The organism is Pseudomonas uvaldensis (assembly GCF_021271205.1).
GTDB lineage: Bacteria > Pseudomonadota > Gammaproteobacteria > Pseudomonadales > Pseudomonadaceae > Aquipseudomonas > Aquipseudomonas uvaldensis.
Genome location: NZ_JAIWKS010000006.1, coordinates 40633 through 65323 on the forward strand (window position 1 = coordinate 40633; position 24691 = coordinate 65323).

Below are 24691 nucleotides of genomic sequence, written 5' to 3' on the forward strand. Positions count from 1 at the left end.
CTCATGCTCCTTGTGAATCGGCGGGGGCCACTTCCAGCAGCAGCCCCTTTCGAGCGATGACGCGTACCGCTTGCCCGATTCGCAGCGACGTCGCACAAGCCACCTGCCAACGCTCGCCTTCCAACCGGACCCAGCCATGGTGATGATTACCGGCCTGCAGCTCAGTCACCGTGACGACGCTGCCCAACAAGGCGGAATCGCCGCTGACAGGTTGGCGCGGGTGGGTCTTCAATGCACGAACCAACAGGACGATCAGCAACAAGGCGCTGACCAGCCCCAACCCGATCATCAAGGGCACAGGCACGTCGGCGTTGGTCAGGATAATCGCGCCGATGACACACGAGACAATGCCCCCCAGCCCGGCCACGCCGTAATTGGGCAAGGCCGCTTCAACGACCAGCAGTGCCGCGCCCAGGGCAATCAACCAAAACCCCACCGGGTTGGCGGCCGCCAGCCCGAGGTCCTCGGCGCCGAACGCAGGTGTGCTCATGACCAGCAAGGCGACCAACACGAAGCGAATGTTCACCGGACCCTCCACAGCACCGACTCGGGTGGCTTCACTTACAGTCTAGCCGAGTCATGGATTGATCGAACTCCGAACAGTCTGGCGGTCATTCAAGGGCTAGACTACCAAGAGACTAAACTGCCAAGAGACTAAACTGCCAAGAGAAAAACGCGTCCTGCCATCCTTGAAGTCCAGGAGCCCCCATGGAAAAGCCAGTCCACAACCTCCCTGCGTTGTTCAAGCAACTGGGTCTGCCCGACGATGCCGAGAGTATCGATAAGTTCATGGTCAGCCATTCACCCCTCAAGCCCGGCCTGCACCTGGCCGACGCCTTTTTCTGGAGCGAGGGCCAGCGGCAGTTGCTTCGGGAGGAAATTCTCGAGGACGCGGATTGGGCGGTGGTGGTGGATCAGTTGGATGTGTTGCTCAGGAAAGGGCGTGAGGGGTGATCCGTATTGACTAATATTTTGGTTATTAATAAATAGCTTCTTATTCCTTAAAGAATATAACTCTCCTGCCTATACTCGTGCCTGAACTGACACGCAGGAGAGCACCCATGCGCAACGAATCGATTCGCTACCTGATTGTGCCGGGCTGGCAAGGATCGCCGGAAAATCATTGGCAAACCCACTGGCAGAACAGCCTGCCCAACAGCGTCCGGGTCGAGCAGGCCGATTGGTTGACGCCCCGGCGCGAAGACTGGGTCGCCGCACTGGCCGAAGCCATCGCCGCCGACAGCACGCCAGTGATCCTCATCGCCCATAGCCTGGGTTGCATCACGGTTGCCCATTGGGCCGCCACTGCGCCGTTGCAACTTCTCAGGCAGGTGCGTGGGGCGTTGCTGGTGGCGCCCGCAGATGTCGAGCGCCCGGCCTGCGCTCCGGCGTTGCGCAATTTCGCGCCGATTCCCTGCGACCTGTTGCCATTCCCAAGCCAAGTGGTCAGTTCTGACAACGACCCTGCCATCAGCGCCCCCCGTGCGCTGGAACTGGCGCGCCGCTGGGGAGCCGAGGCCGGGATCCTGTCGGGGGCGGGACACATCAATGTGAAGTCCGGCCACCATCGTTGGGAGCAGGGTTTCGCGTATCTCTACCGGCTGCAAAACCGCCTGGAGCACCACGCCCTGCGTCGCGCGTGAATCGCCCGTGAATATAAGTGCCCTCCCGTCTTGCCGACGGTGCAGGGCTGGAGTCTGCCATGAGTTCGCATGAGCATTTCGGTCAGTCATTGCTGACCTTTCCCGATGCGGAAAAAAGCCCCCTGAGCATCCGCGCCAAGGCGCTGGTGTTTGTCGACCCGCGTTCGCGGCAGTTGCGCCAGGAACTGGAAACATTGGCACCGCGCTCGGTCTCGGTGTTGATCCGCGGTGAAACCGGTACCGGCAAGGAATTGCTGGCCCGTCACATCCATCGCGAGAGCAATCGCGGTGGGTTGTTTGTGTCAGTCAATTGCGGCGCCATCAGCCCGACCTATGCCGACGCCGAATTGTTCGGTTATGCCGCCGGCAGCCATAGCGGCTCAGCCAGCAGCCGGGCCGGGTGGTTCGGCTCGGCCAATGGCGGCACGCTGTACCTGGATGAGATCGGCGATCTGCCGCTGCCGATCCAGGTCAAATTGCTGGCCGCCCTGGAAAATCACGAAGTCACCCGTGTGGGCGCCCATCAACCCAGCCCCGTGGACGTGCGACTGGTCGCCGCCACCAGCATCGACCTGGCGCAAGCAGTGGCCGCCGGGAAATTTCATGACCGGCTGTATCACTACCTGAGTGAAGGCCGGCTCGAGTTGCCGCCCTTGCGCGAACGGGTCGGCGATATCCTGTCCCTGGCCGAATATTTTTTGGGCATCTACAGCCAGCGCCTTGGCCTGGCCGTGCCGCTGATCAGCGAAGCGGCGCAACGTGCGCTTGAACGGCACAGTTGGCCCGGCAACACCCGCGAGTTGGAGAACGTCATTCATTTTGCGTTGTTGGTGAGCATTGGGGATTACATATTGCCGGAACATCTTAATTTGCCGCGTTTAACGGAAGCTCGGATATCCGATTCGCATGTGTAGCAGGAGCAGAGGGCACCATATAAATTATTGATATATGTGAATCTATAAAAGATATTGTTAAGGAATAAAAAATATCGGTATCTTCCGTACCACGCCAGCGATAGCACTTCGCTGGCACCTTCACATAGGCCGTCGTCAATGACGACAGTGATATTCGATAAGGACACTGCATGAAAAAGGTTCTGTTGTTCACCGCATTGGCGGCAGCCCTGACCTCGGGCCTGACCCAGGCGGCGGATAAACTGGTGGTGGCGGCGACTCCGGTGCCCCACGCTGAAATCCTCGAACTGATCAAGCCGGCCCTGGCCAAGGAAGGCGTCGACCTGCAGGTCAAGGTCTTCACCGACTACGTCCAGCCCAACGTACAAGTTGACCAGAAGCGCCTGGACGCCAACTACTTCCAGACCTTGCCCTACCTGAAGAACTTCAACGAAGGCAAAGGTACGAATCTGGTGACTGTGATCGGCGTTCACGTCGAACCGTTCGGTGGTTATTCGAAGAAGTACAAGAACCTGGCCGATCTGCCAAACGGCGCGACCATCGCGCTGCCTAACGAAGGCAGCAACAGCGGGCGTGCCCTGCTTCTGCTGCAGAAGGCTGGCCTGATCGAGCTCAAGGATCCGAAAAACGCCCTTGCAACGCCGAAAGACATCGCCAAGAACCCGCACGGCTTCAAGTTCAAGGAACTGGAATCGGCCATGCTGCCACGGGTCCTGGACCAGGTTGACCTGGATCTGATCAACACCAACTATGCCCTGGAAGCGGGTCTTAACCCAGCCAAGGACGCTCTGGTGATCGAAGGTTCGGATTCGCCCTACGTGAACTTCCTAGTGGCCCGTCCTGACAACAAGGACAACCCGGCCATTCAGAAACTGGCCAAGGCCCTGACCAGTCCTGAAGTGAAGGCGTTCATCGAGAAGAAATACAGCGGCGCGGTATTGCCGGCGTTCTGATCGGACTACGCGTGCTTGAAACCTTCAACGCCGACGGCTTGCCAGCGTCGGCGTTTTTTATTGCCTGGATTCCTCTATGCAGGCCGTGTCTTCAATGCCCGGCGCAAGGCCATCAACAGTTTGACGATATCTTGTGGGTCCAGGGGTTGCGGAGCTTTCACGTTAGCCATTTTTATCGTCCTTGTGATGGAAGCCATGGAGTCTGGCCTTGAGCTGTGATTCCTTGGAGAGGTTGCTAGAAAATTAGACCCATCCTACAGCGCAAAGGAAAATAGCCTTCTTACTCGGCCTCTGCAAATACCGTCAGTCAATCCGGCCAGTTCCACGCAGGAGCATCCAGCATGCCCTGGCCCACTACGCCGGTCTGGCCCAAGTCTTTCTCCAGCATGATGCAGTTGCAATCGTCGTCCTGCTGCAAGGCGGCGATCAGGCGCGTGGCGTGGGATACGACCCAGACCTGGCAATTGGCCGAAGCCCGGATGATCAGCCGCGCCAAGGCAGGCAACAGGTCCGGGTGCAGGCTGGTTTCCGGCTCGTTGAGCACCATCAGCGAGGGCGGTCGCGGTGTGAGCAGGGCGGCCACCAGCAGCAGATATCGCAGGGTGCCGTCCGAGAGCTCGGCGGCGGATAGCGGACGCAGTAGGCCATGCTGCTGGAATGCGATGGCGAAACGTCCGCCCTGGAGTTTTTCGATGTCCAGGCGGGCGCCGGGAAATGCATCGCCGATGGCGGCATGCAGCGCCTCGACGTCGCCGATCTCCAGAATGGTCTGCAGGGCGGCCGCCAGGTCGCGGCCGTCGTGGTGCAGCACCGGCGTGCGGGTGCCCAGTTGCGGCTGGCGCACCGGAGCCTCGGCGTCGCTGCGAAAATGATCATAGAAACGCCAGCGACGGATGAACTCGCGCATTTGCAAGACCTCCGGGGACGTACGCAGGCTGCCCACCTGGTCGAACAGGCTGTCGAAGGTGCTGGTGTGCTGGGCCAGGACATCCCATGAGCGACCCTCCCGGGCGCGCACCATCGGCCCGTTGCGGTCCACCAGCAGGCTGGCGGGACGAAAGACCGGCCCGGCCCAGATGGTCTCGCGCTTGATCTGCGGATCCAGCGAAAACGCGGAAAGACTGGGTTCCGGCAGGCCCAAGGCGATCGAATAGGAAAAATCTTCGGCGGCGAATCCCAGGCGCAGGCGTTTTCTGGCCTGGCGTACGTTGCCCTGGACGGGGACCTCGCCGTTGCGCATGCGTCGGCTGATGTGTTCCGGCCCGGCCCAGAAGGTCGAATCCAGTCCGCCTTCACGAGCCAGGGCGTTGACGACCCCGCCTTGGGCCGTCTCCGCCAACAGCCGCAGGGCGCGATACAGGTTGGATTTTCCGCTGCCGTTGGGACCGGTGATCAGGTTCAGGCGGCCGAGGGGAATGACCAGTTCATTGATGGATCGGTAGTTGGCCACCGCAAGGGTCTTGAGCATGAGAGATTGTCCTGCTGGCTGGACTTGCAGGCGCCGACTCGCTTGGCTTGCCATTGCCTGCGCAAAAAAAGAGCAGTTTGCCTGATTGCTTCTGCATTGTGATTCTGTGCAACCACTGAACCCTGCTCTAAGCTCACAGTCGTATCGTCACTGGCACGTCCGTACAACGCAAAGGAGTCTGCATGGCTGGTCCCCGCATCAAACTGGTAGTTGGCCTGGGCTTGTGTGCGTTGTTGGTGGGGTGTGGTGATAAAAAGCCCGAGGAAAAAGCATTGCCACGGGTGTTCGTACAGCAGGCCATGCCCACCGAGTATGCGGCCTCGGTGACCCTGACCGGCGACGTCCAGGCTCGGGTGAAGACAGACCTGTCGTTCCGCGTGGGCGGCAAGATCATCGAGCGCAAGGTCGACGTGGGCGACCGTGTCTCGGCCCGGCAGGTACTGGCCCGACTCGACCCGCGGGACTTGCAGACCAATGTCGACTCCGCCGAGGCCCAGGTGGCCGCCGAGCAGGCGCGGGTCAAGCAGAGTGCGGCGGCGTTCGTGCGCCAACAGAAGCTCTTGCCCAAGGGCTACACCAGCCAGAGCGAATACGACGCGGCCCAGGCGCAACTGCGCAGCAGCCAAAGTGCGTTGACGGCTGCCCAGGCTCAACTGGCCAACGCGCGGGAGCAATTGAGTTACACCGCATTGATTGCCGACGCCCCGGGTATCATCACGGCGCGGCAGGCGGAGGTTGGTCAGGTGGTACAGGCCACGGAGCCGATTTTCAGCCTGGCCCGCGATGGCGAGCGCGATGCGGTGTTCAACATCTACGAATCCTTGCTGAGCGAGCCACCCTCTGATCCGGCGATCGTCATCAGTCTGTTGGACAACCCCGCGATCCAGACCACCGGCAAGGTGCGCGAGATCACCCCGGCGGTGTCCGCCGAGACCGGCACCGTGCAGGTCAAGGTCACCCTCGACGATCTGCCCGAAGGCATGCGCCTGGGATCGGTGGTCAGTGCCACCGCCAAGTCCGCCGGCAGGACAGCGGTGGAGCTGCCATGGTCGGCCCTGACCAAGGACCTTCGCGAGCCGGCCGTGTGGCTGGTGGACGACGAGGGCAGGGCACGGTTGCGAACCGTCACCGTCGGCCGCTATCTGACCGGCAAGGTCATCATCAGCGACGGCCTCAAGGGCGGCGAAAAAGTGGTCACCGCCGGCGGGCAATTGCTGCACCCCGGCGTACGGGTCGAGATTGCCGAAAATACCTATGAAAAACCCCCGACGGGAGTCCAGCCATGAAGCGCTTATGGATGATCTCGGTCGGATTGTTGCTCGCGGCCTGTTCGAAAGAAGAAGCGCCGCCGGAGCCGGTGCGCCCGGTATTGTCGGTTGAGGTCCGGGCCTTGGATCAACAGGCGCTGGGACGGTTTGCCGGCAATATCCTGGCGCGTTATGAAAGCAACGTCGGTTTCCGTGTGCCGGGACGGATCGCCAGCCGCAACGTCGATGTCGGTGCCGAAGTGAAGAAGGGCGATTTGCTCGCCACCCTCGACCCCACTGATCAGCAGAACCAGTTGCGCGCCGCCCAGGGCGACCTGGCGCGGATCGAGGCGCAGTACATCAATGCCCAGGCCAATGCCCGTCGGCAACAGCAGCTATTCGACCGGGGCGTCGGTGCCCAGGCGCAGTTGGATATGGCCCAGACCGAGTTGAAAACCACCGGCGCCTCCCTGGAACAGGCCCGGGCCTCGGTGGAGCAGGCCCGCGACCAACTCAACTACAGCGAACTGCGGACCGACCACGACGCTGTCGTTACCGCCTGGAACGCCGAGGCCGGGCAAGTGGTGACAGCCGGCCAGCAAGTGGTGACCCTGGCGCGACCGGACGTCAAGGAGGCGGTGATCGACCTGCCGGCCGGGCTGGCCGAGCGTCTGCCCGAGGACGTGGTATTCGAAGTCACCGCGCAACTGGACCCGGCCACCCGCACCACCGCCATCGTGCGCGAGATCGAGCCCCAGGCCCAGAGCGCCACCCGCACCCGCCGGGCGCGCCTGACCCTCACCGATACCCCGCCGGGCCTGCGCCTGGGCACGGCCATCAGCGTGACCCTGAGCTCGGCCATCGAGCCACGGATCGAACTGCCGCTCAGTGCCTTGCAAGAGGTCGATGGCAAAGCTCGGATCTGGCTCGTTGACCCGCAGAACCAGACCGTCTCGCCCCGTGATGTGCGCATCCTTGAGCGAACGGCCGACACGGTGCTGGTGGCCAACGGTATCAAGCCCGGCGACCGCGTGGTCAGCGCCGGTGTGAACAGCCTTCAGCCGGGGCAGAAAGTGAAACTTGACGAGGACGCACGATGAAAGGGCCCTTTAACCTCTCCGAATGGGCCCTGCGGCATCAGTCATTCGTCTGGTACCTGATGTTCGTTGCGCTGTTGATGGGCGTGTTTTCCTACATGAACCTGGGTCGCGAGGAAGACCCGTCGTTCACCATCAAGACCATGATCATCCAGACGCGCTGGCCCGGCGCGACCCAAGAGGAAACCCTCAGGCAGGTCACCGACCGCATCGAGAAGAAACTCGAGGAGCTCGATTCCCTCGATTATGTGAAAAGTTACACCCGGCCCGGGGAGTCGACGGTGTTCGTGTATCTGCTCGATACCACCAGCGCCAAGGACATTCCCGAGATCTGGTACCAGGTGCGCAAGAAGATCAACGACATTCGCGGTGACTTTCCCGAGGGCTTGCAAGGTCCTGGGTTCAACGACGAGTTCGGCGACGTCTATGGTTCGGTGTATGCCTTTACCGGCGATGGCCTGTCGATGCGCCAGTTGCGTGACTACGTGGAGCAAGTGCGCGCCGAGATCCGCGATGTGCCCGGCCTGGGCAAGGTAGAAATGATCGGTGAGCAGGACGAGGTGCTGTACCTGAACTTCTCCACTCGCAAGCTCGCCGCCCTGGGCATCGACCAGCGCCAGGTGGTGCAGAGCCTGCAATCGCAGAACGCGGTGACCCCCGCCGGAGTGATCGATGCCGGCCCCGAGCGTATTTCCGTGCGCACCTCGGGGCAGTTCCAGTCGGAGAAAGACCTGGCCAACGTCAACTTGCGGCTCAATGACCGCTTCTATCGACTGGCCGACATCGCCGAGATCAGTCGCGGTTACGTCGACCCCGCCACGCCGATGTTTCGTTTCAATGGCACACCGGCGATTGGCCTGGCCATCGCCATGAAGAAGGGCGGCAACATCCAGGATTTCGGCAAGGCCCTGCATGCGCGCATGAACGAACTGACCGCCGACCTGCCGGTGGGCGTAGGCGTGCACACGGTGTCGGATCAGGCCGAAGTGGTGAAGGAAGCAGTGGGCGGCTTCACCAGTGCCTTGTTCGAGGCGGTGGTGATCGTACTGGTGGTCAGTTTCATCAGTCTGGGCATCCGAGCCGGACTGGTGGTGGCCTGCTCGATTCCGCTGGTGCTGGCGATGGTCTTTCTGTTCATGGAGTACAGCGGCATCACCATGCAGCGGATCTCCCTCGGCGCGTTGATCATCGCCCTCGGCCTGCTGGTGGACGACGCGATGATCACCGTGGAGATGATGGTCACCCGCCTTGAAAAAGGCGAAACCAAGGAACAGGCCGCGACGTTCGCCTATACCTCTACCGCGTTTCCGATGCTCACCGGGACCCTGGTGACCGTGGCGGGTTTCGTGCCTATCGGCCTGAACGCCAGCTCCGCCGGCGAGTACACCTTTACCCTGTTTGCCGTGATCGCCGTGGCGATGCTGGTGTCATGGGTCGTCGCGGTGCTGTTCGCCCCGGTGATCGGCGTGCATATCCTCAGCACCAACGTAAAACCCCACGACAATGAACCGGGACGGATCGGTCGGGCGTTCAACGGTGGTCTGCTATGGGCGATGCGCAACCGTTGGTGGGCCATCGGCATTACCGTGCTGCTGTTCGTGCTGGCGGTGTTTTGTATGCGTTTCGTGCAGAACCAGTTCTTTCCCTCTTCGGACCGGCCGGAGATCCTGGTGGACCTCAACCTGCCGCAAAACGCTTCGATGGATGAAACCCGCAAGGCCGTCGACCGCCTGGAAGCGACCCTCAAGGACGATCCGGACATCGCGCGCTGGAGCACCTACATCGGTGAGGGCGCGATTCGTTTCTACCTGCCGCTGGACCAGCAATTGCAGAACCCGTACTACGCGCAGTTGGTGATCGTCAGCAAGGGCCTGGAGTCGCGCACGGCACTCACCGAGCGTTTGCAAAAGCGTCTGCGCGAAGACTTCGTCGGCATCGGCAGCTACGTGCAGTCACTGGAAATGGGACCTCCGGTGGGACGGCCTATCCAGTACCGGGTCAGCGGCAAGGACATCGACCAGGTGCGCAAGCACGCCATCGAACTGGCTACCGAGCTGGACAAGAACTCGCACATCGGCGAAATCATTTACGACTGGAACGAGCCGGGCAAGGTGCTGCGCGTCGACATCGCCCAGGATAAGGCTCGGCAACTGGGCTTGTCTTCCGAGGACGTCGCCCGGTTGATGAACAGCATCGTCAGTGGGTCGCCGGTGACTCAGGTCAATGATGATATCTACCTGATCAATGTAGTCGGGCGTGCTGAGGATGCTGAACGTGGGTCGCCGGAAACCCTGCAGAACCTGCAGATCGTCACCCCAAGTGGTACCTCGATTCCGCTGCTGGCATTCGCCACCGTGCGCTATGAACTGGAGCAACCCTTGGTGTGGCGGCGCGACCGCAAGCCGACCATCACCATCAAGGCCGCCGTGCGCGATGAAATCCAACCCACCGACCTGGTGAAGCAACTGCAACCGGACATCGATAAATTCGCCGCCGGCTTGCCGGTGGGCTACAAGGTCGCCACCGGCGGTACCGTGGAAGAGAGCAGCAAGGCCCAGGGCCCGATTGCCAGCGTCGTGCCATTGATGTTGTTTTTGATGGCGACGTTCCTGATGATCCAACTGCACAGTGTGCAGAAGCTGTTTTTGGTGGCGAGTGTCGCGCCCCTCGGCTTGATCGGCGTGGTGTTGGCGCTGGTGCCGACGGGCACGCCCATGGGCTTTGTGGCGATCCTCGGAATCCTCGCGTTGATTGGCATCATCATCCGTAACTCGGTGATCCTGGTGACCCAGATCGATGAGTATGAGCGTGCCGGCTACACGCCTTGGGACGCCGTGGTGGAGGCCACCGAGCACCGGCGCCGGCCGATCCTGTTGACGGCGGCCGCGGCTAGCCTGGGGATGATCCCCATTGCACGGGAGGTGTTCTGGGGGCCCATGGCCTACGCGATGATTGGCGGGATCATCATTGCTACCCTGTTGACCTTGTTGTTCCTGCCAGCGCTGTATGTGGCCTGGTACAAGATTCGAGAACCGCAGCGTGATTGAAGGGGGCTGCTATGCAGCCCATCGCGAGCAGTCTGGCGTTTTACTTACGCAACAACCGCAATCCATTGAACACCACCAGCAAGCTCACCCCCATGTCGGCAAACACCGCCATCCACAGGGTGGCGAATCCGGTGAAGGTTACGCCGAGAAATATCGCCTTCACCACCAGGGCCAGGGCGATGTTCTGCTTGAGGATGGCCGATGTTTGTCGGGACAGCCGAATGAAGGCGGGGATCTTGCGCAGGTCGTCGTCCATCAGGGCGACGTCGGCCGTTTCGATGGCGGTATCGGTGCCGGCAGCCGCCATGGCGAAGCCGATCTCCGCACGGGCCAGGGCAGGGGCGTCGTTGATACCGTCGCCGACCATGCCGACGCGATGCCCTTTGGCGTACAAGTCTTCGATGGCCCGCAGCTTGTCTTCCGGCAGCAAGTCACCCCGAGCCTGATCCATGCCCACCTCCCCGGCAATCGCCTCGGCGGTATGGACGTTGTCGCCGGTAAGCATCAGAGTCTTGATGCCCAGATCATGCAATTGCCGGATGGCTTCGCGGCTGGAGTCCTTCACCGTGTCGGCCACGGCGAACAAGGCCAGTGGGCCCGAGCTGTCGAGCAGCAGCACCACGGACTTGCCCTGTTTTTCCAGGGCGAAGAGTCGCTCTTCCAGTTCTGGCGAGCAGAGGCCCAAGTCTTCCACCAGACGATGATTGCCCAAGTGATAAGTGGTGCCGTCGATATCGCCGCGCACACCGCGTCCCGGTAATGCCTGGAAGTTATCCACAGCCTGCGGTTTACCCGCAGCAGCTATCGCTTTTGACACCGGATGGTCGGAGCGGGCGGCGAGGCTGGCAGCCAGGGCCGGCGCGGTGGTCTCCACCGTCGGATCCAGCGGCAGGTAATCGGTTTGCACCGGTTTGCCGTGGGTGATCGTGCCAGTCTTGTCCAAAGCCAGGTAATCCAGTTTGTAACCGCCCTCCAGATACACGCCGCCCTTGACCAGGATGCCCTTGCGCGCCGCTGCGGCGAGACCGCTGACGATGCTCACCGGGGTGGAAATCACCAGCGCACAAGGACAGGCCACCACCAGCAACACCAGCGCTCGGTAGAGCCAGTCGAACCACGGCGCTGCCATGAACAGCGGCGGGATGAGGGCCACCGCCAGTGCCAGGGCGAACACTGTCGGAGTGTAGATTTTCGAGAATTGATCGACGAAGCGCTGGGTCGGTGCCCGTGAACCCTGGGCTTGTTCCACGGCGTGGATGATCCGGGCCAGGGTGGAATGCTCGGCCTTCGCCGTCACGGTGTATTCCAGCTCACCGGCCTGGTTGATCGTGCCGGCGAACACCTTGTCGCCTACGGTTTTCTCCACCGGCAGGCTTTCGCCGGTGATGGGCGCCTGGTCGATAGTGGATCGGCCGGCCACCACATCACCGTCCAGACCAACGCGCTCACCAGGGCGAACCCGCACCCGCGCGCCTTGAGCAATGGTCTTGACCTCTTGCACTTGCCAGGCGCCATCGGCCTGTTGCACGGTGGCCTGTTCCGGCGCCATCTGCATCAAGCCGCTGATGGCATTGCGCGCTCGGTCAAGGGATTTGGCTTCGATCAGTTCGGCCACGGTGAACAGGAACATCACCATCGCCGCTTCTGGCCATTGACCGATCAACACCGCGCCGGTCACGGCGATGCTCATCAGGGCGTTGATGTTCAAATTGAGGTTCTTGAGGGCGATCCAGCCTTTCTTATACGTACCGAGGCCGCCGCTGAGGATCGAAACCAAGGCGATGATGGCAACCACCCAATTCGGTGCGGCCCCCGTGAAATGGATCACTTCGGCGCCCAACGCGGTGACACCGGACAGCGCCAGCGGCCACCACGGTTTGGTCGGGGCAGGCAGGCTGGCGGTTTCTTTCTCCTGGCCCGGCGTCAGTGGCTCGGCCTGCATGCCCAGGGACTTGATCGCCTCGATGATCGGCGTGTCGTCAGGCAGCGCGTGGGTCACGTCGAGTACGCGGTTGATCAGGTTGAATTCCAGCCGCAGCACGCCCTTGAGCTTGCCGAGTTTGTTCTGGATCAGCGTCTGTTCGGTGGGGCAGTCCATGGCTTCGATGCGAAAACTGCTCTGGCGCGAACCTTTCGTCGGCGCTTTGCCAAGATCGATTACCGCCGGGGGCGCCTTCGAGGCGCAGCAGGAATGCCCGTGGTCATGGCCGTGGCCGGGTTTGTGGGTATGGAGGGAATCGCTCATCAGTGACATCCATGAAAAAGTGCCTGTTGCGCAGTAAAGACCCTGTAGCCACTATAGGGTCAAGCACTTATTCTGGAGGCTGCATGATGAAAATCGGAGAACTGGCCAGACTCACCGACTGCCAGGTCGAAACGATCCGCTACTACGAACGCGAGGGTCTATTGCCGGAGCCGGCCCGCAGCGACGGCAACTACCGCGTCTACACCCAGGCCCATGCCGAGCGGCTGACATTCATCCGCAACTGCCGCACCCTGGACATGACCCTGGACGAAATCCGCAGCCTCCTGGCCCTGCGCGACAGCCCCCAGGACCAGTGCGAAAGCGTCAATGCACTGATCGACGAGCACATCCTCCACGTCAAGGCCCGCATCGACGGCCTGCTGGCCTTGCAGGCTCAACTGATCGACCTGCGCCATCGCTGTGGTGAGGGACCGGACCTGGATCAATGCGGGATTCTGCAGCGCCTGGAAGTGAGCGGAGCGGTGGCGCCGGAGGTGGAGCATTCACATGTGGGGCGCAGTCACGGGCATTGAGTGCCCTTGCGCCGGAACTTGAAGGTCATGAAGATCCAATGTGGGAGCGGGCTTGCTCGCGAAGGCGGTGTATCTGACAAGATTCCTTTATCCGATACACCGCCTTCGCGAGCAAGCCCGCTCCCACAGAGATGGATAGCGGTGTGCTTCAGACCGCCATCGGTGCAGTCATCGGCGCATGGTGCTGGTAGCCTTCGAGGGAGAAGTCGCTCGGCTCCACCCGCTCCAGCCACTCCGGCTGGTAAACGCCGGTCTTGGCAAATTCCGGCACACGCTCGGAAATTACCAGCCTGGGCATCGGGAACGGCTCGCGCTTGAGCTGTTCATTGAGCATGTCCAGGTGGTTTTCGTAGACGTGGGCGTCACCGATGAAGTAGGTGAACCAGCGCGGTGTGTAGCCGGTCAGGCGACCGATCAGGCTCAGCAGGGCGGCACCTTCGGTGAGGTTGAATGGCGTACCCAGCCCCAGGTCGTTGGAGCGGATGTAGAGGGTCAGGGAAATTTCCTTCGTCTCGACGTTCGGGTGGAACTGGTATAGCAGATGGCACGGCGGCAGGGCCATTTCATCGAGTTGGGCGCAGTTCCAGCCGTGGAACAGGATGCGCCGGCTGCCCGGGTCCTTGATGATGGTGTCGACGCATTGGCGCACCTGGTCGATGGCCTTGTACAGCACCACGTAGGCCTGGCCATTTTCCTCGCCTTCGGCGATTTGCCGGTAGCCCTGGGCCAGGGTCTGCTCGATGGCCGCCGGGTTGTTCAGGGGAATCTGCTTGTAGGCCGGCCACTTGCGCCACTGTACGCCGTAGATCTCGCCCAGGTCGTCTTCGCCCTGGCGGAACGGGTTGGCCAGCCACTGGGCGTTTTCATTGGCGTTCTGGTCCCAGACCTTGCAGCCCAGGGTGCGGAATTCGGCGGCGTTGTTGACCCCACGCAGGAAGCCGCACATCTCGCCGATGGCCGATTTGAAGGCCAGCTTGCGGGTGGTGATGGCCGGGAAGCCGTCCTTCAAGTCATAGCGCAGCATGGCGCCCGGGAAACTGATGGTGTTCACGCCAGTACGGTTGGCTTGCTTGGTGCCGTTCTTGATGACGTGGGCCACCAGATCAAGATATTGCTTCATGGGTTACCTGTGTCCTTGAACCCGGAGCGGCGCCCCGGGGTTCGAATTTAAGCCTTGGCCGCCGCTGCCGGCGCGCGGTGATAAGCCAGCCAGATCAGTATCAGTCCACCGATGATCATCGGCAGGCACAGTACCTGGCCCATGGTCAGCCAGTTCCAGGCCAGATAGCCGAGCTGGGCGTCCGGCACGCGGACGAATTCAACGATGAACCGGAAGATCCCGTAGAACAGCGCGAACATGCCCGACACCGCCATGGTCGGTCGCGGCTTGCGCGAGAACAGCCAGAGAATCAAGAACAATGCCACGCCTTCCAGGGCGAACTGATAAAGCTGCGACGGGTGGCGCGGCAACTGCGCCGGATCGCTGAACGGCGGGAAGACCATCGCCCATGGCACGTCGGTTGGCTTGCCCCACAATTCGGCGTTGATGAAGTTGCCGATGCGCCCGGCGCCCAGACCGATCGGCACCATGGGGGCGACGAAGTCCATCAGCTCGAAAAACGACTTGTTGTTGCGCTTGCCGAACCAGACCGCCGCCAGCATCACGCCGATGAAACCGCCGTGGAACGACATGCCGCCCTTCCAGACCTCGAAGATCAGCGTCGGGTTGGCCAGGTAGGCGCTCAGGTCGTAGAACAGCACATAGCCCAGGCGCCCGCCGACGATCACACCCATGGACAACCAGAACACCAGGTCGGACAGTTTCTCCTTGTTCCAGGTGGGATCGAAACGGTTCAGCCGACGCGATGCCAGCAGCCAGGCGCCGCCGATGCCGATCAGGTACATCAGGCCGTACCAGTGGATTTTCAGCGGACCGATGGCCAGGGCCACCGGATCGATCTGCGGGTAAGGCAGCATGGACATTCCTCGTAAACGTCAAAAATACCCGGGCGACCCTGCCACCTCGGGATTAAGCCAGGATTGCGTCAGAACAGAAAACTTACGCCGACGCAGAACAGCAAGGCGGCGAACAGTCGTTTGAGCAAGCGCGGCGACAAGCGATGGGCCAGCCGCGCGCCGAAGCGGGCGAAGACCATGCTGGTCAGGGCGATGCCCAGCAGCGCCGGCAAATACACAAAACCGAGACTATGAGCCGGCAACAGTGGATCATGCCACCCCAGAATCATGAAACTTGCGGCACTGACCAAGGCAATCGGCAAGCCACAGGCCGAAGAGGTCGCCACCGCCTGCTGCATCGGCACACTGCGCCAGGTCAGGAACGGCACGGTCAGCGAGCCGCCGCCGATGCCGAAAATCGCCGAGGCCCAGCCGATCACCGAGCCGGCCAGGGTCAGCCCGGCCTTGCCCGGTACCGTGCGGCTGGCCTTGGGCTTGAGATCCAGGCCCAACTGCGCGGCAACGATCAGGGCGAACACGCCGATGATCTTCTGCAGATGCGGGCCGGCAATCGCTTCGGCGGTGATTGCACCGAAACCGGCGCCGATCAGGATTCCCAAAGTCATCCAGGTGAAAATCGGCCAGCGCACCGCGCCTTTGCGCTGATGCTCGCGCACGGCATTGACCGAGGTAAAGATGATCGACGCCAGGGACGTGCCGACGGCCAGATGCGTCAACACCTGCGGGTCGAAGCCCTGCAAGGTGAAGCTGAACACCAGCACCGGGACAATGATGATCCCGCCCCCCACGCCGAACAGCCCGGCCAGCACGCCTGCGCAGGCGCCAAGCAGCAGATAGAGCACAAATTCCACCAGACTCTCCCCGCCCATCCCCGAAATAAGAGCGGCATGGTAACGGATCCAGGGCTCCAGGCTCTACTGAAGGCGATGGATGCCGGGGCGATGTGTGGGTAGAGTGACCCATGGAGCGGAACCTCTGTGGCGAGGGAATTAATACCCTCGCCACGAAAGCGGATTGTTCGGTTCATTTTTTAACAGGACGACCTGATGTGCCTGATCGTATTTGCCTGGCGACCCGGCCACGCCCAACCGCTGATCGTGGCGGCCAACCGCGACGAATTCTACGCCCGTCCGACCCTGCCCCTGGCGCAGTGGGAAGACGCGCCTGAGGTCCATGCAGGCCGCGATCTGGAGGCTGGCGGTACCTGGCTCGGCGTTGGCGCCGGGGGTCGCTTCGCGGCCCTGACCAACATCCGTGATCCGGGCCAGCTCCCGGCGCTCAAGTCCCGGGGCGAACTGGTGGCGCGGTTCCTCACTGGTCAACTGCCGATTGCCGACTATCTGAGCGAAGTTGTGCCCCGAGCTGCGGAATACGGCGGTTTCAATCTGTTGCTCGGCGACGGCACCGAGCTGTGGCACTACAACGCTCGCGATACGCGGCCCCAGCGCTTGGCCGAAGGCCTCTACGGTTTATCGAATGCCGGGCTGAACACGCCGTGGCCGAAACTGCTCAAGGCCCGAACGGCGCTGGGCGAGGTGCTGGACGATCCGCAGCCACAGGCGTTGCTGGCGCTGCTCAACGATCCGCAACCCGCGCCAGTCGCGGAGCTGCCGGACACGGGCGTGGGATTGGCGACCGAGATGCTGCTGTCGAGCGTGTTCATTGCCAGCCCGGCGTATGGGACGCGAGCGAGTACGGCGTTGATCGTCCATGCCGATGGGACGCGGCACATGATCGAGCGCAGCTTCGGGCCGCATGGGGGGCATTTGGGGGAGGTGGAGATCAGGATTTAGTCTCGGGATGAAAGTGCTGGCCCCTTCGCGAGGGAGCCCGCTCCCACAGGGGACCTTCGGTTGTTCACAAGATATGTGTCCACCAAAGATCTACTGTGGGAGCGGGCTTGCTCGCGAAGGGGCTGTCGCTGATTCAGAGCGTCTTGTTCGAAGCCGGATTGATCATCCGTGCCAGCCCGAGGTTCTTCAGCGCCAGTTGCAAGGAGCTGTGGATCACCTGCGGGTTGTCGATGCTCATCACTTCCGCCAGCAGTTCCTGGGCCTTGCTCAGGTTGATCTGGCGAAGCATCCACTTCACTTTCGGCAAGTTGGTGGCGTTCATCGACAGGCTGTCGAAACCCATCGCCATGAGCAGCACCGCGGCCGCCGGGTCGCCGGCCATTTCGCCGCAGATGCTGACCGGCTTGCCTTCGGCATGGGCGTCGCGGACCACGGTCTGCAAGGCTTGCAGCACGGCCGGGTGCAGGTAGTCGTACAGGTCGGCCACCCGCGGATTGTTGCGGTCCACGGCCAGCAGGTACTGGGTGAGGTCGTTGGAGCCCACCGACAGGAAATCCACCTGCCGTGCCAGCTCCTTGGTCTGGTACACCGCCGCCGGAATCTCGATCATCACGCCCACGGGCGGCATCGGCACGTCGGTGCCTTCGTCGCGCACTTCGCCCCAGGCCCGATGAATCAGGTGCAGGGCTTCTTCCAGTTCGTGGATGCCGGAGATCATCGGCAGCAGGATGCGCAGGTTGTTCAGGCCTTCGCTGGCCTTGAGCATGGCGCGGGCCTGAACCAGGAAGATTTCCGGGTGGTCGAGCGTCACGCGAATGCCGCGCCAGCCGAGGAACGGGTTCTCTTCCTTGATCGGGAAGTAGGACAGGGCCTTGTCGCCGCCGATGTCCAGGCTGCGCATGGTCACCGGTTGCGGATGGAACGCGGCCAGTTGCTCACGATAGATCGCCAGTTGTTCCTTCTCGCTGGGGAAGCGCTGGTTGATCATGAACGGCACTTCTGTGCGGTACAGGCCCACACCCTCGGCCCCGCGCTTCTGTGCCCGGGCCACGTCGGCCAGCAGGCCGGTGTTGACCCACAATGGCATGCGGTGGCCGTCGGGCGTCACGCAAGGCAGATCCCGCAGCGCATCCAGGCCCAGGGACAGTTGCTTTTCTTCCTCCACCACATCGGCGAACTGCTTGCGCAGCACTTCGCTGGGGTTGGTATAGACCTCGCCGTGGTAGCCGTCGACGATCATCTGGATGCCGTCGACCTTGGAGTACGGCAGGTCCACCAGCCCCATCACCGTCGGGATGCCCATGGCTCGCGCCAGGATCGCGACGTGGGAGTTGCCCGAACCCAGGACCGAGACCAGGCCCGCCAGCTTGCCTTCGGGCACTTCGCCGAGCATGGCCGGGGTCAGTTCTTCGCTGACCAGGATGGTGTTGTCGGGGTAGACCAGGGTCTGCTGGCGCTCCTGCTGCAGGTAGGCCAGCAGCCGGCGACCGAGGTCCTTGACGTCGGAGGCGCGCTCGCGCAGGTAGGCGTCGTCCATCAGTTCGAAGCGGTTGACGTGGTCGGTCACCACCTGACGCAACGCGCCCTGGGCCCACTGGCCGGTCTTGATGACCGTGGTCACCTCGCTGCCCAGGGAGGCGTCGTCGAGCATCATCAGGTAGACGTCGAACAATGCACGCTCTTCAGGGCGCAACTGTGTAGCGAGTTTTGCCGAGAGGGCGCGCATGTCGGCCCGCACGCCTTCGATGGCGGTCTTGAACAGCGCCAGTTCGGCATCGATATCGCTGATGGCCTTGTCCGGCACCACGTCCAGGTCGGCGGGCGGCAACATGACCACCGCCGTACCCACCGCTGCGCCCGGCGAGCCCGGCACGCCGACGAACTTGGCTTCCTGGATGCCCTTGCCCTGGCGCCCCAGGCCGCTGATCGAGCCGGTGGCCTCGGCGTGGGCGATAACCCCGGCCAGTTGTGCGCTCATGGTCACGAGGAAGGCTTCTTCACCTTCGTCGAACTGGCGGCGCTCCTTTTGCTGGATGACCAACACGCCGACGACGCGGCGGTGGTGGATGATCGGTGCGCCGAGGAACGAGGCGTAGCGTTCCTCGCCGGTTTCGGCGAAGTAGCGGTAACGCGGGTGATCCGCGGCATTTTCGAGGTTAAGAGGCTCTTCACGCGTGCCGACCAGGCCGACCAGACCCTCATTGGGCGCCATGCTGACCTTGCCGATGGAGCGCTTGTTCAAGCCCTCGGTGGCCATCAGTACGAAACGGTTGGTCTCGGGGTCCAGCAGGTAGACCGAGCAGACCTGGCTGCCCATGGCCTCTTTGACGCGCAATACAATAATCCCCAACGCCGCCTTGAGATCCTTGGCGGCGTTAACTTCCTGGACGATCTTGCGCAGCGTATTGAGCATGGCTCGGGGTCGAACTCCGTCGTCAGTCGCGCGTCAGCAGGCGCGGGGCAAGCTCTTTGAGGGCGCGTCGGTACACCTCGCGCTTGAATGTCACCACCTGGCCCAACGGATACCAATAACTGACCCAGCGCCAGCCATCGAACTCCGGTTTACCGGTCAAATCCATCCGCACCCGCTGCTCGTTGGAGAGCAGACGCAGGAGAAACCATTTCTGCTTCTGGCCGATGCACAGCGGCTGGCTGTGCGTCCTGACCAGGCGTTGCGGCAAACGATAGCGCAACCAGCCACGGGTGCAGGCGAGAATTTCGACATCTTCGCGCTCCAGCCCTACTTCTTCGTTCAACTCGCGGTACAAAGCCTCTTCCGGCGTCTCCTGGGGGTTGATCCCACCCTGGGGAAACTGCCAGGCGTCTTGATTGATACGGCGAGCCCATAGCACCTGCCCAGCATCATTCGTAAGAATGATCCCCACATTGGGACGGAAACCATCGGGATCGATCACGGCAACAACCTCGCAAACGCATGTCGCCGCATTGTTCCACAAAGGTTGTGAAAGCAGCAACGAGCCTGACCACACTGGCCACTAGCTTATGTGCACTGGTGTGAAAAGTCCGTATTCTGGGCACCTTTCTTTAGAATTTTCAGCGAGTAACTGCAATGCGGCTGGCTTTATTCGACTTGGACAACACATTGTTGGGCGGCGACAGCGACCACGCCTGGGGCGATTACCTGTGTGAGCGTGGCTTCCTGGATGCCGTTACCTACAAGGCGCGTAACGATGAGTTCTACCAGGATTACCTGGCGGGCAAGCTCGACAACGCCGAGTACCTGAATTTTTGTCTGGAGATTCTCGGGCGCACCGAGATGGAAGTGCTGGCCCAATGGCATCTGGACTACATGCGCGACTGCATCGAGCCGATCGTGTTGCCCCAGGCCATCGAATTGCTGAAAAAACACCGCGAAGCCGGCGACAAGCTGGTAATCATCACCGCCACCAACCGTTTCGTTACTGCGCCGATTGCCGAGCGCCTGGGCGTCGAGACCCTGATTGCCACCGAATGCGAGATGATCGACGGCCGCTACAGCGGACGCAGCACCGACATCCCTTGCTTTCGCGAGGGCAAGGTGACCCGCTTGAACCGCTGGCTGGAGGAAACCGGACATTCCCTGGAAGGCAGCTACTTCTATAGCGATTCGATGAACGACTTGCCGTTGTTGGAGGTCGTCACACATCCGGTGGCGGTGGACCCGGATCCGAATCTCAAGGCCGAGGCCGAGAAGCGCGGTTGGCCGGTGATTTCTTTGCGCGGCTGAGATTGCTATCGCGAGCAGGTTCGCTCCCACAAGGGTATTGCGTCGTTCACAAAACCCCTGTGGGAGCGGGCTTGCTCGCGAAAAGGGGCAACGCGGTTCCCGGCCCTAAACCGGCTTGGCCCCCATCAACCCCGCAATGGCAATCAGGCAGACAAAACCGAACAGCGCCAAGGCCAGCGTAAACCGGCCGTTGCCCGCCGCTGGCAACGTGCGCAGTCTGTTCAAGCGCACCAACAACCAGAACCCCGCCAACACCGCCACCGTGTAGAGCACGCTGGACGCCAGCAACCAGGTTTGTCCCAGCGGCCAGCCCACCAGATGCACCATCCACCAACCCGTGAACGGCATGCTCAACAGCGCCAGGCCCATCAATAGCCAGACGAACGCCCGGGGGCGTTGCAAGGTTCGGGTATGAGCCATCGCATCCCCACGGCGCCGGGCGCGCCAGACCCAGACGGCCAGTCCCGCCGCGCCGATCAACAGCAGCGCGGTCGCCACGATATGGGTGATTCTGAGGGCGGTTAATGTTTCCATCGTTCGCTTCCTTATTGCTTGCCCTTGAGCGTAGTCCCTCAGCCAAGAAACAGCTGGTACGCCGGGTTATCGCTTTCATCCCAGTACGGATAACCGATCTGCTCCAGGGCAGCGGGGACCAGGTGGCGTTCATCGTGGGGAACCTGCAGCCCCGCGACCACGCGGCCATCCGCCGCGCCATGGTTGCGGTAGTGGAACATCGAGATGTTCCAGCGCCCGCCAAGCTTGTTGAGGAAGTTGAACAGCGCTCCCGGGCGTTCGGGGAATTCGAAGCGCAGGACCACTTCGTCGACGACATGTGCCGCGTGCCCGCCCACCATGTGGCGGATGTGCAACTTGGCCAGTTCGTTATCGGTCAGGTCCAGCACCGGGAAACCTTGCTCGCTAAGACTGGCAATCAGTGCGCTGCGCGGGTCGTTTTCCGGGTGCGTCTGCACGCCGACGAAAATGTGCGCCTCGCTGCCGGTGTTGTATCGGTAATTGAATTCGGTGATCTGGCGCTTGCCGATGGCTTCGCAGAACGCCTTGAAGCTGCCCGGTTGCTCGGGAATGGTCACCGCGATGATCGCTTCGCGCCCCTCGCCCAGTTCGGCGCGTTCGGCTACGTGGCGCAGGCGGTCGAAGTTCACGTTGGCACCGGAGTCGATGGCAACCAGGGTCTGACCGCCGATGCCGCGCGATTCGACGTACTTCTTGATGCCGGCGACACCCAATGCGCCGGCAGGTTCGGTGATCGAGCGGGTATCGTCGTAGATATCCTTGATTGCAGCGCAGATCTCGTCAGTGTTGACGGTGATGACTTCGTCTACATGATGCTTGCAGATATCGAACGTATGCTGGCCGATCTGCGCCACGGCGACGCCGTCGGCGAACAGTCCCACGGTCGGCAGTACCACACGTTCACCCGCGGCCAGGGCCGCTTGCAGGCAATTGGAGTCGTCCGGCTCGACACCGATGATCTTGATCTCCGGTCGCAGGTATTTCACATAGGCCGCGATGCCAGCGATCAGTCCGCCGCCGCCCACCGGGACAAAAATCGCATCCAGGCGCCCAGGGTGCTGGCGCAGGATCTCCATCGCCACCGTGCCCTGCCCGGCAATGGTGTGGGGATCGTCGTAGGGGTGAATGTAGACGTAGCCTTTTTCTTCGACCAGCTTCAAGGAATAGGCCAGGGCCTCGGGAAACGAGTCGCCATGCAAAACGACCTTGCCGCCGCGGGAACGCACACCTTCAACCTTGATTTCCGGCGTGGTCTTGGGCATCACGATAGTTGCTTTCACGCCCAGTACCTTGGCCGCCAGGGCCAGTCCCTGGGCGTGGTTGCCCGCCGAAGCGGTGACCACGCCGCGTGCACGCTCTTCATCGCTGAGCTGGGTCAGTTTGTTGTAGGCCCCGCGAATCTTGAACGAGAACACCGGTTGAAGGTCTTCGCGTTTGAGCCAGACGCTGTTACCCAGCCGCTCGGAAAGCTGGCGGGCGGTCTGGAGCGGGGTTTCCACGGCCACGTCGTAGACGCGCGAGGTGAGGATCTTTTTGACGTACTGTTCGAGCATCGGAAAGCATCACTGGGCGGGTTGGGCAGGGCCAAGGAGTCTAACCCGGCTTTTGGCCGGGCGACCACACGAATCCCGAGGTTTTGTTGGGTTATACTCGCGCCCCTCTCTACTCCCAGCCCGTTTCCGGAGCCCGCATGACCCAGGATCAACTCAAACAGGCCGTGGCCCAGGCCGCCGTCGACCTCATCCTTCCCAAGCTGGATGACAAGAGCATCGTCGGGGTCGGCACCGGCTCGACGGCCAACTACTTCATCGACGCGCTGGCGCAGCACAAGGGTGCGTTCGATGGCGCGGTCGCCAGCTCCGAAGCCACCGCCGCACGCTTGAAGGGCCACGGGATCCCGGTGTACGAGCTCAACACCGTGAGCGACCTGGAGTTCTATATCGATGGCGCCGATGAAAGCGATGCGCACCTGAACCTGATCAAGGGCGGCGGCGCAGCCCTGACGCGCGAGAAGATCGTCGCGGCCGTGGCCAAGACCTTCATCTGCATCGCCGACGCCAGCAAGCTGGTGCCAGTGCTGGGCACATTCCCGTTACCGGTGGAAGTCATCCCGATGGCCCGCAGCCATGTGGCCCGTCAACTGGTGAAGCTGGGCGGCGACCCGGTGTATCGCGAGGGCGTGCTGACCGATAACGGCAACATCATCCTGGATGTGCATAACCTGCAGATCACCAACCCGGTGGAGCTGGAGAGCCAGATCAACGCCATCGTCGGCGTGGTCACCAACGGTCTGTTCGCGGCGCGCCCGGCGGATGTGTTGCTGCTGGGGACGGCGGAAGGGGTGAAGACCCTGCGTGCGGAGTAAGCCACGGCTGCCATTTATTGGCTGCGCTCAAAATCCTGTGGGAGTGGGCTTGCTCGCGAATGCGGTGGGTCCAGTCGGTAGATTTGTTGCCTGCTCCAGCGAGTTCGCGAGCAAGCCCGCTCCCACAGTGGAAACCGTGTGGGCTCATGGTTCGTGGGTCAGCGTTGTGGTTTCTTGAACACGTAAAACAGATTCGGCTCGCTCACCACATACAGGGTGCCGTCATCGTCCATGGCGAGCCCTTCGGCCTGGGGCACGGTTTTCTGCAAACCCTGGCGGCCCTTGCTCAACGACAACGTGCTCAACGGCCGCCCGTCGATATCCAGCTCGATAATCAATCGGGATTCATCGGACAGCGCCAGCAGATGGCCGCTGCGTTCATCGTATTGCAGGCTCGATAGGTCGCGTACGAACAGCCCGGCATCACGCTTGGGGTTATTGATGACGTGAACCGCATAGGACTTTTCCGGTTTATGGTGAGGAAATCCCTGCACTTCATAAATCAGCATCGGGTCGCGTTCCTTGGCCACGAACAGCCGCTTGCCCACGGAATCGTAGGCCAGCCCTTCGAAGCCCTTGTTGCCGCTCATGTGCACGCCCAGGGTCATCTGTTCGGCGTCGGCCGTATCGAGGAACCGAGTGTCTTCGTCCAGATGGATCTTGATCAGGCGCTGCTGGCGTTCGTCACTGATGACGTAGGTGTTTTCACTGATGAATTCCACCGCTTCCGGATCACCAAAGCCGATCAGCGCCATGCGCCGCAGGATTCTGCCGTCCAATGACAGCTCAATCAGTTCGGCATTCTTGTTGGTGACGGTGAACAGGCTTTTGCGGACCGGATCGAACGTCAGCGCCGAGACATCGTCGTTCAGCCCCTCGATAACCTGTGCTTCCACGGTCACCCGGTATTGATCCAGGGCAATGGCTTGTTCATTGGTGGGCTGCCAGAGGGTGTTGAGATTGAACCAGGCGCGCTCGAACAGGCGCAGATACTGGCCAGCCGCGATCAGGAGGATCAGAGCGGTCGCCAGCAGAATCAGGATCAGGGGTTTGGGGCGGACAAGTCGGCGCATGTGGGTGGCTCGGATAAGAACAGGTGGCTGGAAATACCACGACTGCCTGAACTGAAGCTTAATGGCGGTATGCCA

Annotated in this window: 22 protein-coding genes; 11 read left to right on the forward strand and 11 right to left on the reverse strand. The window is 61.8% G+C overall.

Annotated features, from left to right (window positions below; translation table 11 throughout):
- Position 1 precedes the first annotated feature (1 nt).
- Complete coding sequence (locus LCU97_RS15030) at positions 2-490, reverse strand: NfeD family protein (protein WP_269802957.1); 489 nt, start codon at positions 488-490, stop codon at positions 2-4.
- 218 nt (positions 491-708) lie between these two features.
- On the opposite strand from LCU97_RS15030, the gene LCU97_RS15035 reads away from it, so the two are divergent.
- From LCU97_RS15035 to LCU97_RS15050, 4 genes are all read left to right on the forward strand, one after another.
- Complete coding sequence (locus LCU97_RS15035) at positions 709-954, forward strand: DUF2789 domain-containing protein (protein WP_232777023.1); 246 nt, start codon at positions 709-711, stop codon at positions 952-954.
- Between the two features lie 107 nt (positions 955-1061).
- Positions 1062-1643 carry an alpha/beta hydrolase gene (locus LCU97_RS15040; protein ID WP_053148092.1) on the forward strand — a complete coding sequence of 194 codons (582 nt, stop codon included), beginning with the start codon at positions 1062-1064 and terminating at the stop codon, positions 1641-1643.
- A 59-nt stretch (positions 1644-1702) separates the two neighbouring features.
- Positions 1703-2557: a sigma 54-interacting transcriptional regulator gene (locus LCU97_RS15045; protein ID WP_053148090.1), complete on the forward strand. Its 855-nt coding sequence runs from the start codon at positions 1703-1705 to the stop codon at positions 2555-2557.
- Between the two features lie 170 nt (positions 2558-2727).
- Positions 2728-3510 carry a MetQ/NlpA family ABC transporter substrate-binding protein gene (locus LCU97_RS15050; RefSeq protein WP_232777024.1) on the forward strand — a complete coding sequence of 261 codons (783 nt, stop codon included), beginning with the start codon at positions 2728-2730 and terminating at the stop codon, positions 3508-3510.
- Positions 3511-3817: 307 nt separating this feature from the next.
- Here the strand turns inward: LCU97_RS15050 and LCU97_RS15055 are convergent, their stop codons facing one another.
- Positions 3818-4978, reverse strand: a complete 1161-nt coding sequence (locus LCU97_RS15055; RefSeq protein WP_232777026.1) for an AAA family ATPase — start codon at positions 4976-4978, stop codon at positions 3818-3820.
- Between the two features lie 182 nt (positions 4979-5160).
- Between LCU97_RS15055 and LCU97_RS15060 the strand changes: the two genes are divergently transcribed.
- From LCU97_RS15060 to LCU97_RS15070, 3 genes are read left to right on the forward strand one after another with little or no spacing between them, the layout of a single operon-like run.
- A complete protein-coding gene (locus LCU97_RS15060) occupies positions 5161-6264 on the forward strand; it encodes an efflux RND transporter periplasmic adaptor subunit (protein ID WP_053148083.1) in 1104 nt (367 codons plus the stop codon).
- Positions 6261-7325, forward strand: coding sequence for an efflux RND transporter periplasmic adaptor subunit (locus LCU97_RS15065; RefSeq protein WP_232777028.1), 1065 nt, complete (start codon positions 6261-6263; stop codon positions 7323-7325). The genes LCU97_RS15060 and LCU97_RS15065 overlap by 4 nt, the downstream gene beginning before the upstream one ends.
- Positions 7322-10369: an efflux RND transporter permease subunit gene (locus LCU97_RS15070; RefSeq protein WP_053148079.1), complete on the forward strand. Its 3048-nt coding sequence runs from the start codon at positions 7322-7324 to the stop codon at positions 10367-10369. The genes LCU97_RS15065 and LCU97_RS15070 overlap by 4 nt, the downstream gene beginning before the upstream one ends.
- 40 nt (positions 10370-10409) lie before the next feature.
- On the opposite strand, the gene LCU97_RS15075 is transcribed toward LCU97_RS15070, so the two are convergent.
- Positions 10410-12614, reverse strand: a complete 2205-nt coding sequence (locus LCU97_RS15075) for a heavy metal translocating P-type ATPase (RefSeq protein WP_232777030.1) — start codon at positions 12612-12614, stop codon at positions 10410-10412.
- A gap of 86 nt (positions 12615-12700) precedes the next feature.
- Between LCU97_RS15075 and cadR the strand changes: the two genes are divergently transcribed.
- Entirely contained in the window at positions 12701-13147 is a 447-nt protein-coding gene (cadR, locus tag LCU97_RS15080; RefSeq protein ID WP_053148075.1) for a Cd(II)/Pb(II)-responsive transcriptional regulator, read from the forward strand.
- Positions 13148-13295: 148 nt separating this feature from the next.
- Here cadR and LCU97_RS15085 read toward each other — a convergent pair whose 3' ends face one another.
- The 3 genes from LCU97_RS15085 to LCU97_RS15095 form a co-directional block, all read right to left on the reverse strand.
- Positions 13296-14267, reverse strand: a complete 972-nt coding sequence (locus tag LCU97_RS15085) for a thymidylate synthase (RefSeq protein WP_053148072.1) — start codon at positions 14265-14267, stop codon at positions 13296-13298.
- A gap of 47 nt (positions 14268-14314) precedes the next feature.
- Positions 14315-15124 (reverse strand): prolipoprotein diacylglyceryl transferase, encoded by an 810-nt coding sequence (gene lgt, locus LCU97_RS15090; protein ID WP_232777032.1) that lies wholly within the window; start codon positions 15122-15124, stop codon positions 14315-14317.
- A 68-nt stretch (positions 15125-15192) separates the two neighbouring features.
- On the reverse strand, positions 15193-15975 hold the full coding sequence (locus LCU97_RS15095) for a sulfite exporter TauE/SafE family protein (protein WP_053148176.1): 783 nt from the start codon (positions 15973-15975) through the stop codon (positions 15193-15195).
- Between the two features lie 195 nt (positions 15976-16170).
- On the opposite strand from LCU97_RS15095, the gene LCU97_RS15100 reads away from it, so the two are divergent.
- Entirely contained in the window at positions 16171-16917 is a 747-nt protein-coding gene (locus LCU97_RS15100; RefSeq protein WP_232777033.1) for an NRDE family protein, read from the forward strand.
- A 133-nt stretch (positions 16918-17050) separates the two neighbouring features.
- Here the strand turns inward: LCU97_RS15100 and ptsP are convergent, their stop codons facing one another.
- Both ptsP and LCU97_RS15110 read right to left on the reverse strand, forming a co-directional pair.
- Complete coding sequence (ptsP, locus tag LCU97_RS15105; RefSeq protein ID WP_053148067.1) at positions 17051-19330, reverse strand: phosphoenolpyruvate--protein phosphotransferase; 2280 nt, start codon at positions 19328-19330, stop codon at positions 17051-17053.
- A gap of 22 nt (positions 19331-19352) precedes the next feature.
- Positions 19353-19832: an RNA pyrophosphohydrolase gene (locus tag LCU97_RS15110; RefSeq protein WP_053148065.1), complete on the reverse strand. Its 480-nt coding sequence runs from the start codon at positions 19830-19832 to the stop codon at positions 19353-19355.
- 155 nt (positions 19833-19987) lie between these two features.
- Between LCU97_RS15110 and LCU97_RS15115 the strand changes: the two genes are divergently transcribed.
- Positions 19988-20644, forward strand: a complete 657-nt coding sequence (locus tag LCU97_RS15115; RefSeq protein ID WP_232777034.1) for a histidinol-phosphatase — start codon at positions 19988-19990, stop codon at positions 20642-20644.
- 105 nt (positions 20645-20749) lie between these two features.
- On the opposite strand, the gene LCU97_RS15120 is transcribed toward LCU97_RS15115, so the two are convergent.
- Both LCU97_RS15120 and ilvA read right to left on the reverse strand, forming a co-directional pair.
- A complete protein-coding gene (locus LCU97_RS15120; protein WP_232777035.1) occupies positions 20750-21178 on the reverse strand; it encodes a DUF2269 domain-containing protein in 429 nt (142 codons plus the stop codon).
- A gap of 38 nt (positions 21179-21216) precedes the next feature.
- Positions 21217-22731 carry a threonine ammonia-lyase, biosynthetic gene (gene ilvA, locus LCU97_RS15125; RefSeq protein WP_232777036.1) on the reverse strand — a complete coding sequence of 505 codons (1515 nt, stop codon included), beginning with the start codon at positions 22729-22731 and terminating at the stop codon, positions 21217-21219.
- Between the two features lie 137 nt (positions 22732-22868).
- On the opposite strand from ilvA, the gene rpiA reads away from it, so the two are divergent.
- Positions 22869-23543, forward strand: a complete 675-nt coding sequence (gene rpiA / locus LCU97_RS15130) for a ribose-5-phosphate isomerase RpiA (RefSeq protein ID WP_232777038.1) — start codon at positions 22869-22871, stop codon at positions 23541-23543.
- Positions 23544-23701: 158 nt separating this feature from the next.
- Here rpiA and LCU97_RS15135 read toward each other — a convergent pair whose 3' ends face one another.
- The gene (locus LCU97_RS15135) at positions 23702-24616 is read right to left on the reverse strand and encodes an SdiA-regulated domain-containing protein (protein ID WP_232777039.1); all 915 of its coding nucleotides are present in this window, start codon (positions 24614-24616) and stop codon (positions 23702-23704) included.
- Positions 24617-24691: the final 75 nt, after the last annotated feature.